At 50.3% G+C, this 13,415-nt stretch carries 1 protein-coding gene; it reads right to left on the bottom strand.

Annotated features, from left to right (window positions below; genetic code table 11):
- Positions 1 to 8: 8 nt before the first annotated feature.
- The gene (locus SB24_RS01190) at positions 9 to 13,415 is read right to left on the bottom strand and encodes a type I polyketide synthase (RefSeq protein WP_039251454.1); all 13,407 of its coding nucleotides are present in this window, start codon (positions 13,413 to 13,415) and stop codon (positions 9 to 11) included.

Genomic DNA, 13,415 nt, shown 5'->3' on the forward strand with positions numbered 1-13,415 from the left:
CTCCTCTCTCATTTAAATGCTTTCCAGAACATTTTTTTCGCAGGAAGCTCTTGTTTCTCCGCTAGTACGTCAGGTTCTTTTACCAGAGCCTTACGTCTTAATGACGGTACCGGCAGCGGCTTTCTTTTCATTCGGGTATCTTTTTCTTCCCAAGCTTCCAGAATGACGTGGGCGTTCGTTCCGCCGTCGGCAAAGCAGTTGATGGCTGCTGACGGTCTGGCTGCATCCCATTCACCGGCTGTTTTATGAAAATGAAAATCTGTCTTTGTTATATCAAAATGCGGCATCGGTTCATCTCCTGAGAGGAACGGAACCGTTTGTTTATGCTTCAGCATTAATACGATTTTAATGAAGCTTGCGATGCCTTCTGCGCAAAGCGGATGCCCGATGTTCGGCTTAATTGACCCGATGCCGAGCGGAACATGCTGACCTGAGCGGTATACGGATTGAATCGCCTTCAGCTCAAGCAAATCAGTGACCGCGGAACCCGATCCGTTTGCTTCGATATAACTGATGTCTTCCGGCTTTTTGCCGCTTTTGAAAAGCGCGCTTTGCATGACGTCTTTTTGCGCCTGCATATTAGGAGCTGACGGGCCTGCCGTTCTGCCGTCATTGTTCATGGCGGCGGCCTTAATGACCGCGTGTATCGTGTCGCCGTCTTTTTGCGCCTGGCTTACTGTTTTTAACAGCACCATGCCGACGCCTTCACCGAGGACAACTCCGCCTGAACGCTTGTCAAATACGTGAAATGCCGGTTTTTCGTTTAACAGCCCGCGCTCTTGGAACATCCGGTGCGCCGCATCCGTGTTCAGCAGGCTGACACCGCCAACTACCGCCGCTTTGATATCGCCGCTTCTCAGTGCCTGAACGGCCATGTTCATTCCTGTCAAAGCCGATGAACAAGCCGTATCAAGCACGATGCTCGGCCCGCGCAGATCAAAAAATTGCGAAACGTTTGCCGCTAAATAATTCTGCCCGCCCGCAACGATCGGGTTGCGGGTATTCGCAAGAATTTCAGGATCAGGCTGATGCTGGCTGCGGCCTCCGATATACACACCGGCTTCTATGCCCTTGATTTCTTCACGGGTATAGCCGGCATGGCACCAAAGTTTCAAGCTCTCTTCCAACACCGCCAATGCCTGAGGATCCATCGCTTTCGCGTCGTTTTCCGGAATGAAAAAGAATTCGGAATCAAAGTGATCCATATTGTCAATCAATCCCGCAACGTATTGATTTGCATATCCGAAACGTTCCGCCGGGACTGAGCCGATTGCGGACCTGCCGCGTCTCAGCAAGTCCCAATATTGTTCTAACGATTCCGCTCCCGGAAAACGGCAGCTCATTCCGACGACGGCAATGTCTTCAGTTACGGCATCACGCTTTTGTTCAGTATGAACCGTTTGTACGGCAGCCGGAACCAAGATTTCTGTATCAGGTTCCTCCCTTTCTGCAAGCAGCGGCTGTCCATTGGATACAAGCCATTCGGCAAACGCGTCAATCGTCGGATGTTCATATAAAACAGACGGATCTAAGTCCTCTTTGAGCGCTTGATTCATTTGCTGTAAAAGCTGCGCTAAAATGATCGAATCAACCCCGTAATCCTGAAACGGTTCGTCTGTTTCCAGTTCTTCCGGAGCGATTTTCAGCTCATCGGAAAACAGTTTCACAAGCCACGCCTTCGTATCAATAAGCAGTTCTCTGTCTGAATGTTTTTCAGCGGCTTTGCCGGTTATTACGGCTTTTTGTGTTTTCTCTTGACAGAGCAGCCTGTCAGGATGCCATTCGCTCCGATCAACGATAGCCGGCAGAACGGACGGGCGGATGTTTTCAGATAAAATACGGTCCAGCAAGTCAAGTCCTTCCGCGTTGGACAGTCCCAGCAGCCCGGTCTGCTTCAGGCTTTCTGTGCGGACTTCACCCAATCCGGTTTCCTTCCAGTTCGGCCATTGAATGCTGACTAACGGATATTGATGCTGATGAGCCGCCGCGAAATAATCCATGTACGCATTTGCCATCGCATAATCCGACTGTCCCGCCGCGAGCGCCGGAACGACTGCAGATACTGAAGAAAATAAGACAAAAAATTGCAAAGGATCATTTGTGAAAAGGCTGCTTAATGTTTGAAGCCCTGCGACTTTCGGTTCCAGCACTTCTTGTATGTCGTCGGCAGTCTTTCTGATAAACGCCGGATTTACTGAATTAACCGATCCCGCACAATGAATGACGCCGCCGATCGGTCCCATCGTGCGCCGGATCGTTTCAATTTCCGCTGCCGCCGCATCATGATCAGACAATTTCAGACTGATCACCGCCACTTGCACTCCTTTTGCTTCAAGCTCTTCAATCGCCCGTATCTTCTCTTTCAGCCTCGTCTTAACGGCTGAACGTTTATGACGGGGAGGAATCGGCTCCCTGCCTGTCAGCACTACTTTTTTCACGCCGTGTTTTTCTGTGAAATGGCGGGCGCATAAGAGACCCAGTCCCCTCGTGCCTCCGGTAATGAAAAGCACATGGTCTTCAGGAAACGGTGCGGGCTTATGTTCTGCTCGCTTCCCGCTTGGAATCTCCCTGAATAAAGCACGGTATCTCTGTCCGTTTCGGCGGCAGATTTCCGGTTCTGTGCAGTCCGCCGAAAATTCATCTGCAATCTGTTTGGCAAGCGTCTGCTGATCCGTATCTGTATCGGCATCCATGTGTCTGGACGTCACGTTTTGATACTCATTTTGAAGCATTCTGTACAGGCCGCTTTTTGCCGCTCCTGCAAGATGAATCGTTTTCTGCTGAAATGGCTCCAAGCCTTTTGTTACATATAGCAACGTCAGCGGCCGCGCTTGCCGGCGGCTTGTATCAATCAGAGTCTGGAGCCGGCTGATCCCTTCCAGTGAAGGGTCTTCGTCTCCGCATCCCGTCAGATCGATTGCGCCATCTATGTGATTCCAATCGCTAGCTGCAGTGTCAGCCGAATCGACCGGGAGAATGAATGAGTCAGCGAAATGCTTTGCAGTCTCTTCGGCTAGCTCCGCTGTTCTTCCATCAGCCAGAATCATGACCGTCCTGCCGCTTTTCTTACCGGCCGAATCGATCTCACACGGAACCCATTGCTTTTCTAAAAGCACAGCCTCGCGCCGGTCTTCTGTTTCCTGCGGTATGACTTTCGGCTCAGGCAGCCAGTACGGCTCCTTCGCAAACGGATAAGCCGGCAGACTGATTCTGCGGGGTTTTTCGCCTTGATAGAGTCTGTCCCAGTCCATCTGAAGCCCTTTGGCCCACAATTCTGCTATTTTGGCGTATTTTTTCTTATCGAACCATGACCTCACAAGCTGCTTCAGGTCATCGTCCGTTTCAAATGCTTTGATTTCTTTTTTAGCCGTTTTGATATGGGCTTCATATATCCCTTCACCCGTATTTCCGTTTACAAAATCGGTTAAACGGCTGATCAGTTCTTCTCTCGAACCGGCTGTAACCGCAAGACGGTAATCCATCGCATCACGCCCGGTTTGAAGCGTGTATGCCATATCTGAAAGGTTGATATTCTGATTGGCTTTTGCAAATTCGATCACAGACTCGGCATAGGTTTTTACCTGCAGCGCTTTTTTCGCCGACAGCACAAAAATGTTTGTCTCATCAGGCTTACGGCTTCCCCGGTCTTTCGGCTGATACTCCTCGATAACGAGATGAGCGTTTGTGCCGCTGTAGCCGAATGAGCTGACACAAGCCCGCCGCGGTGCTCCGCCTGTTTCCCAAGGTTTGAGTTCGGTATTGACAAATAAAGGCGAGTCATCGAAATCAAAATGTTCATTCGGCGTGCTGAAATGAAGGGTCGGCACAAGCTGCTGATGCTTCATCGACAGCAGAACCTTCTGGACGCTTGCTACACCTGCCGCCGCCGACGTATGCCCAATATTCGATTTAACCGAACCGATGGCGCAAAATTGTTTGCGGTCCGTTTTTTCCTTAAATACAGAAGACAGGGCTTCTAATTCAATCGGATCCCCCTGCTTTGTGCCGGTGCCGTGCATTTCCGCATAGGTGATGCTCTCAGGGTGGATGTTGTGCGCTTCATACACTTGGCGCTCTAAATCCATTTGGCTTTTCGCGCTTGGTGCGGTAATGCCGTTGGTTTTTCCGTCCTGGTTAATTCCAGATCCGATAATGACTCCGTAAATATGGTCTTGATCGGCTTCCGCATCTTTCAGCCTCTTCAAAATGAGCGCCCCCGCGCCTTCGCCAGGCACAAATCCGTTCGCACTGTTATCAAATGCTTTACATTGGCCGTCAGGAGACAGCATTCCTGCTTCACACATGCTGATGTATGATTCAGGCGTTAAATACAAGGTGACACCGCCGACAAGCGCCATGTCAATTTCATGATTCAACAGCGCCTGACGCGCCAAATGAGTCCCGACGAGAGATGAAGAGCATGCCGTATCAATCGGAATGGCCGGCCCTTTCAAATTGAGATAATAAGGCAGACGTGCCGCCGCGATGCTGAAACTGTTGCCCGTCGCGCTTCCTCCTGTCTGATGTTTGTTTAACATCATGCCGTATTCATTGTTCATAATCCCCAAATAAACGCCGCAATTTTTCCCGTTTAATTCTTTTGAGCTGTAACCCGCATCTTCAAAGGCTTTAAAACCTTCCTGTAAAAATATCCGGTGCTGCGGGTCCATAAGTTCCGCTTCAGACGGAGATATATTAAAGAACAGCGGATCAAACTCTTCAATGCCGTCAAGCATACCGATTGATCTGCAGTATACTTTGCCCTTCTTGTTTAAGGCCGGATCATAGTATTTGTTTACATCCCAGCGGGAAAGCGGAATGTCGCGAATGGCGTTTTTCGCACGGGCTAAGTTGTCCCAATACGTCTTTAGGTCCGGCGCATCCGGGTACTTTCCCGACATGCCGACGATGGCTATCGCGTCCGCTATCTCGTCTTTATGCTCCCGTTTGGCCTGCACCGGTTCAGGTTCCTTTTGAATCGTTAATCTCTCCGGCTCGGCAGGTGTTTTCTCCTGCGGGGCATGTTGCTGCGTAAGCGGCTTTGGACGTACGGGAACCGCCTGTTTTTTTCTGCCGCGGACGGACGGCTGCGTACGCAGAAAATCGGCAAATTGACGGATTGTCGGATAATCATACACTTTCGTTACGTTACAGTCCGTGCCGTACCGTTTATTGACGGCCTTTATCCATTCAAGACCGGTAATCGAATCCATACCCAAGTCAATAAAGGCCTCATCAATATCTACTTCATGCCGCTCCATGTACAATACATCAGCCAGTGCTTTTGATAACTCGTCATGCACCGCTTCAATCGGTTCTTCCGGTTCGGCGGAAGCTGCCGTTTCAGACATCGCCTCCAGAATATCCGCTTCTGCTTGTGTCACATGCTGCTTATGAGCGTTTAAAGGCTGCAGCATGATGTTTGACGGTTTTTTCACGGCCTCTGATTTCTGCGGTTCGGTTGCTTCCTCAAGGATCGGTTCTGTCCCGAGCTCTTTTTGCAAGAAAGCCGCAAACTGGCGGATTGTCGGATAATCATATACTTTCGTCACCGTAAGGGACGTGCCGTATGCTTTATTAACAGACTTTATCCATTCAAGACCGGTAATTGAATCCATGCCGATATCAATAAATGTGTCGTCTGCGTCGATATCGTCGGCATCCATATATAAAACGTCTGCCAAACTTTCGGTCAATACGGCACTTACTTTTTCAGCGGAAACCGCCGGACGGGAAACAGACTGTACGGTTCTTTTCGGTTTCGCGCCGCTCAAAGGCTGCAGTGTAATATTTGACGGTTTTTCTTTGACAGTCTCCTCGTGAAGAGTTGTTACTTCAATGACCGGTTCCGGGGCGGCCGCCGGTGCGATCGGCGCAGACTGTGTTTCGGCCGGTCTTTTGACAGCTGCATCTGCTGATATGTCGATCCAATAACGGTCTTTTGCAAACGGGTAGGCCGGGAGACTGATTTTTTGCGGTCTGCCCATTTGATACAGCTTATCCCAATTCAGCGGAAGGCCCTTCACCCAAAGCTCTAATACCTTTGCGGCTTTGCCTTTTTCAAGCCACGCCTCAATGGTTTTTTCCATGTCCTCATCAGCCGCAAACAGCGCCATCGTGTCTTTATTCTGTTTGACTTGTCCCCGGTAGAGCTGGTCAATTGACTCCTTGCCGCCCGTAAATTCGTCAAGCTTCTCTTCAAGCTCGCGCAAATTGCTGACAATCATTCCGAGACGCTCTTCCATCGGTTCACGGCCGATTTGAAGCGTATATGCGATCCGGCTCAGATCCGCTTCCCGGTAACGCCCGCTCCGCAGTGCATCAAGAAGACGTTTCGCCCGTTTTTGAAGCCGTTTCTCATTTTTTGCGGAAAGGACGATCATCGACGGATGAGGCGCGGCAAAAGCCGTCTCCTTATCCTCATCAGCGGAATATTCTTCGATGACGATATGAGCGTTGACGCCGCCGGCTCCGAATGAGGAAAGCCCCGCGGTTCTCGGCAGTTCCTTATCATTTATGACCGGTCTTTTCCACTCTTCAAGCGTCTGCTGCACTTTAAACGGCGTAGCGAGAAAATCAATATTCGGATTAAGCGTCCGGGAATGCAGTGACGGTGCTAGCTGCTTATGTTTCATTTGCAGGAGCACCTTCGTCAGCCCGGCGATGCCCGCCGCGCTTTCACAGTGGCCGATATTGGATTTCGCTGAGCCGATGGCGCAAAACTGTTTATCTTGTGTTTGTTCTGAAAAGGCTTTTGTCAGACCCGTGATTTCAATCGGATCGCCGAGTGAAGTCCCGGTGCCGTGGGCTTCGATGTAGCTGACCGCCCTCGGATCGGTTCCCGCGTCTTTTAACGCCTGTTTGATCACCGCGGCTTGGGCGTTCGGATTCGGTACGGAATACCCGTTTGTTTTTCCATCATGGTTCACGGCCGTTCCTTTGATCAGACCGTAAATATGATCACCGTCCGCTTTCGCTTTAGAAAGCGGCTTAAGGAGTACGGCGCCCACTCCTTCACCGGGCACATAACCGTCTCCGCCTTCTCCGAAACTTTCACATCTGCCTTTGCTTGATAAAAATCTGTTCTGGCCGAGCATCAAATATTTATTCGGATGAACGGATACATTGACGCCCCCGGCAAATGCTGCTTCGCATTCCCCGTTCCGCAAGCTTTGGCATGCCAGATGAATGGCTGTTAAAGAAGAAGAGCACATCGTATCCAGAGCCATGCTCGGGCCGTTAAAACCGAATACATAGGAAGCCCTGTTCGCAATTGATGACGGATTTCCGGTCAGCGCAAGCGATTTTCCGCGCGCCTGTTCTTCGGCTCCGTAAAGCTGATATTCCTCGTACATGACGCCGACGTAAACACCGACATTGGCGCCAAGCAAATCACCCGATTTTTCCGTGAGCTTTTTGCGCGTGTAACCGGCATCTTCCATCGTTTCGTAGACACATTGCAGGAATAACCGCTCCTGCGGGTCCATCAATTTTGCATCCCGGGGCGAAATAGAGAAGAATTGCGGATCAAATTTGTCCACGTCTTTCAAAAATCCTCCCCATTTTCCGTACGTCTTGCCTTCTTTATCTTTATCAGCGTCGTAATAAAGACTGTGATCCCAGCGATCGTTTGGAATTTCGGTTATGCAGTCAGTGCCTTCACTCAAATTCTTCCAAAATCCCTGAAGATTTTCGGCCTGCGGATATCGTCCTGATATACCGATAATCGCGATATCTTCACGCTCTGTCAGCTGCTGATTTTCCCGCGTTTCCGGACGGACTTGCGCAAAGCCTTTTTTGCCTTCATTCCGTTTGAAAACGGGCTTTACTTTCTCTTTCTCAGACAGCGCAGGTTTGGCTGCAGGGGCTTCTTCTGTTTTCATCCCGGTCACTTCCAGCAGCGTGTCCCGGTGTGCTTTCATAAAATACTGCGCCAGCGATTCGATATTCTGGTACTCGAAAAACAATGTTTTTGATAATGAGCCGAAGCTCTTTTCCAGCCGGCCCGTCAAATGCATAATCATAATCGAATCAATTCCGTAATCTTCCATAGGCGCCTTGGCATCAATTTTGCCGACAGGAAGTTTGGTCACTTCCGAAAGCACTTGTTTCAAGAAATGCTCCGTTTTTTCTGCAAGCATGTTCTCTCCGCCTGCTGTAAGACCCGCCGGTTCTTCGGTTTCGCTGCCCTTATCCGGCTGATCATCCGCTGATTTTTTCAGAAACGCCCGGATTTTTGCGGCGTAGCCTTCCGTCACCATGACTTGGGATGTGTTTGCCGCCCACCCGCGGTATAAAGCCTGAATGCCGTTTTCTGTTTGCATAGGGACCATGCCGCTTTCTTTTGTCAGCATGGCTTCCGTTTCAGCATCAACCGTCATGCCGCCGTCTTTCCAAAGCGGCCAGCAGATTGAAAGGGTGTGTCCATAGCGTTCATTTCGGGCTTTTTTACGGTTTCTTTTTTCACTGAAGGCGTTCATAAACGCATTGGCCATCGCATAATCAGCCTGGCCCGCGCTTCCGGCGCTTCCGGCTCCGGAAGAGAAAAGAATCAGAAAATCAAGCTCAATGTCCTTTGCCGCTTCATCAAGATGAACCAGCCCGGAGACTTTCGGCGCCAGTACATCACGGATTTCATCTTTGTGTTTTTTCAGAATATAGTTGTCTTTTATCGTTCCGGCGCTGTGTATGATACCGTTTAATCCGCCGTACTGCCGACAGATGTCCGCTGTGAGCGATTGAACTTCTTGTTTTTCCGTCATGTCCGTTTGTTTGTACACAGCTTGCGCGCCGAGATCGGACAGTTCTTGAAGCTGGGCTTTTTTACGGTTATCCAACAGAGAACGCCCCGTTAAAATAAGAACGGCGTCTTTTGCATGCCGGGCGATTTCTCTGGCGAATAAAAATCCGAGTCCGCCCGCACCGCCTGTGATCAGATAAACACCTTTATCCTTCCACGGCTTTTCGGCGCCGAACTGTTCAAGACCCGTTTCCTGCCATTGTGCCGTATAGCGCCTGCCGTTTTCATAGCGAATATGCTTGTCATCAGGATGAGCGCTGCATTCACTTACATATCGGGACAGAATGTCTGCCTTGACGTCCGGCTCCAATTCAATCAGCTGGCCGGTCAGGTTCGGGTTTTCAAGCGCCGCTGTTTTCAAAAGCCCCGTTAAGCCGCAAAGGAGCTGCGTATCCGCTTCTTGAGGCACGACAATCTGAATGAGTTCGCGCCCGCCGGAATTTGAAGCGAGGATTTTCTTCACTTCTTCGAACGCCTGAAGCGCACAAGCTTCAAACCGTTCGTCTTCACTCTTATGCTGATCACGGAGCACATGACAGCTGAAGTCTGTCTGTATGCTGTTCATTTGATCCGTAAACCGGTCAGATATCATCACGTGACGGGCTTTGAAATGGATCGGCGCTTCTTCATGTACAGCGGTCTTCTCTTCCCATACGTGTTCAAAATATAGTGTATCTGTTTTATCCGTTTCAATTTCCCGTGCGGAATAACCAGTCATTTTCACACATACATTGCCTTGTTCGTCACATACATCAATATCCAGCTTCTGCACGGCATCTTCAGGCTTGCTTTCGCCGCTGTACGCAATGGAAACCCACATATTGCTTTTACAGCTTTTCAACACATCAATCTGTTCGAGAGCAAACGGCAGCATCGGCCGTATGTCAGTCCCGTCTCTGTCAAGCATTAACCCGATTGTCGCGTGGAAGGCCGCATCCAAAAGGCTCGGATGGAGGACAAACTGATCTTTTGTATGAGAAATAGATGACGGGAGTGAGAGCTTCGCGAGCACTTTGCTGTCTTTTGCATAGATTTCCGTGACCGCTTTGTGAGCATCCCCGTATTCAATCCCCATCTGTTTGTATGCCTGATAGCAAGCGTCAGGTGTGATCAGACGGCGTGACTCTCTTAATTTGTCAATCTCGATTTTGGCCGGTTCGCCCGTTCGGGCAAACGCCGCGCTTCCTTGCGCATAGAGAACGGGCTCTTGTTCCGAGGAAGCCGATTCACTGTAAACCGTAAATCCCATCTCCCCATTTTCTTCGTCATAAAGACGGAGATACAGTTCTGCGGACTCATCCGCCGCTGTAAACGGACGTATCCATACGACATGTTTCAGCCGGACTGTTCCTTCTTCCTTCGTTTCTGCCGCATGTTCCACGGCCGCCCGGACCATTTCCAGATAAGCCGCGCCCGGTAACGTCCGCTCGTTTTTGACGACGTGATCTTTCAGGAAGAATTCTCCGCCGCTAAACGAGGACCGAAAACGGACGCCTGACATGTTTGATACATTTTCATGCAGGAGCGGATGCAGCATGCCTGCATTTTTTTGCGGCAGCGATTCTCTTTTCTCCGCCTTCGGCACCCAATACCGGATTTTTTCAAACGGATATGTCGGCAGGCTGATCCGATTCGGTTTGTTTTCACCGTACAAGAGATTCCAATCCATCGTTCCTCCGCCGGCCCACTTTTCGGCAATCATCTCCAGTCTCCCGGAAGAAAGCCATTTATGTATCAAGTCCGGAGCAAGCTCTGCCTGTTTGCTTTTATCGGCTCGGTTCCGCCAGCACCCGCTGACCGTTTTACCCGCCAGAAAGCCTTCCAGCCGCTCTTTGAGCTGTGTCATATCCTGAGCGGTGAACGCAACCCGCTCCTCCATCTGTTCACGGCCGATCTGAAGTGTATACGCCGCATCCTCAAGCGGCAGGCCGGGATGAATAAATGCAGACAGCTTCGCAACGTACTCTTTTAGCCGTTCTTCATTCCGGGCTGAAACCGGGAAAATGAATGTCTGTTCTTCTGCCGGTTCAGCATTTGTTCCGTGTGATTCTTCAGGGATAAATTCCTCCAGAATGAGATGCACGTTTGAACCTGTCGCCCCGAAAGAGCTGATGCCCGCACGCCGGGGATATACGGTTTCGGTTCCGTTTTCCGTCACTGATGGCTGCTGCCATGCTTCGGTATGATGCTGGACGTAAAACGGTGATTGTTCAAAATCTAAATACGGATTCAGCTCCTCCGAATGAAGAGACGGCACCAAAGTTTTATGGTGAAGCTGCAGGGCAACCTTGCTTAAGCCGCTGATGCCCGCAGCCGATTCCGCATGGCCGATATTGGACTTCACTGATCCGATCGAACAGAACTGTTTGTCCTGTGTGTACTGGCGGAACGCCTTGACAAGGCCTTGAACCTCGATCGGATCGCCGAGAGAAGTTCCCGTCCCGTGCGCCTCAATATAACTGACCGTGCGCGGATCGATGCCCGCTTTGTCCAGGCATTCTTCAATCAAATCGGCCTGCGCGACAGGACTCGGCACGGAAATTCCGCTCACTGTCCCCACGTGGTTGACGGCACTGCCCTTTATCACCGCATAAATCCGGTCTCCGTCTTTTACCGCCTCTCGCAGCGGTTTTAATAAAACGGCACCGATTCCTTCAGCCGGTACATAGCCGTCTCCGTCTTTCCCGAATGTATGACAAACCCCGTCTGTTGAAAACATGTCCCATAAACCGTATGTCAGATATTTATTCGGATGCAGCGACAAATTGACCCCTCCGGCAACCGCCGATTCACATTCCCCGCGCCGAATGCTTTCCGCAGCAAGGTGAACCGCAGTCAGCGAAGATGAACAGACCGTATCGACCGCCATGCTCGGCCCGTGAAAATTGCAAAAATATGAAACTCTGTTTGCGATTTGCGCATAATTAAGAGAAAGCGGGAATACATGATCTTCAGAAGAAGCTTCAGCCCCGACCAACGTATAATCCTTATGCATCACCCCTGCGAAGACGCCGACGCGCTGTCTCTTATTCCGTCCGCGCGCCTCTGCGAGCGACTTCGGCGTATATCCGGCATCCTCAATCGTTTCCCAGCATGTTTGTAAAAACAGCCGTTCCTGAGGGTCCATTGTTTCAGCTTCCCGCGGCGTAATCCGGAAAAATTGGGGATCAAAGCAATCCGGATCATCAATAAATCCGCCCCATTTTGAAATGCTCTTTCCGGAAGGCGACTTTACATTTTCAAACCGGCGCCAGTCCCAGCGAGACTCCGGAATTTCGGTGACACAGTTTTTTCCTTCTTTCAGGTTTTCCCAGAATTCATGAATATTTTCGGCCTGCGGATAGCGGCCGGCCATGCCGATAATTGCGATATCTTCATCTAGCGGCACACTGCTTTTCCGCCTGTTTTCTGTTTGCGGCTCAACCGGCTTCTCCATCTTTGCCGGAGACGCGCTGAAATGGCTCCCGTACTGCTCAGTCAGGAAAGCTGCCAGCTCTGCTGCCGTCGTATATTCAAACAGCAAAGTCGGAGAAAGGGTTTCGCCGATTTTTTCGCTGATCGTTTCGACGACGTCAAGCAGTCCGGACGATGTCAGCCCCATTTCATAGTAGCCGACTTGAGAATCAATCTGTTCAAGCGGCTTGCCGATTTTTTCAGCCATCAGATTCATGACATACCGTTCCGCTTCCTCATGCGGGTGTCCGCCTTCAAGCGATGCCGCAACTTCCGGTAAACCGGCTTTTTCAGGAGAACTCTCAGCAGTCTTTCGTTCTGTATTGATCAGCTCGGCATCCCGCACGAGCTTGCTTGTGAAATCTTTCAGCTCGGCTACTTTCCGGCCGGATGCGTTAAAAAACTCCAGTGTAATGTAAATGAGCTCCTTTTCCTGCCGAAGCGACGAACGTTTGATTCTCGTGATGCAGCCGCTCTGCAAAGGTTCGGAAGCTGTAAAAGATTCGTAGAAAAGAGGCAGAAACAGCCTCTTTTCCCCATTTAACAGCGATGAGATCAATAGGTTTGCGCCGACGCCGCTTCCGTCAAGAAGAGTCGGATGGAACAAAAACCCTCCGGCCTGTCCCATCGCGTCTTTTCCGAGCGATACATCAAAGGTGACGCCGTCCCGCTCCTCAAACACTTCTCCTTCCGCTTTCATATATCCGCTGTGAACCAATTCCTGGCTTCTGCATTGTGCATAAAGCTCATTTAAATCAATGGTGCGTTGCGCCTCGCGTTTGACAGAGTCAAGATCAAGCGTTTCACTGAAAATTGCAGGTGCTGTCTCGTGCATTTCCGCTTTGACGTAAATACGTTCTTCCGGCTGGACTCGTCCGCCGCTGACCTCAGCCCCTTTTGCGGTAAGTTTCCAGCGCCCTTCTTTTACCTTTGTACATTCAACCGTAAGCTTGACGGCGCTGTCTTCTTTCGCGATAAGCGGCTGATATATGGATAAATGGCGCAGCTGAAGCCCGTCGTATGAATAGCCGCGCTCTTTGAAAATCTGATAAAACATATCAATATAAGCCAATCCCGGAAGGACTTTTTGTCCGTAAACGTCATGATGTAAAATAAACGGATTTTTCAGCGATAAAGTGATTTGCTTATTGAAGTTCTTCAC

It is taken from the genome of Bacillus sp. Pc3 (assembly GCF_000815145.1).
Lineage (GTDB): Bacteria > Bacillota > Bacilli > Bacillales > Bacillaceae > Bacillus > Bacillus velezensis.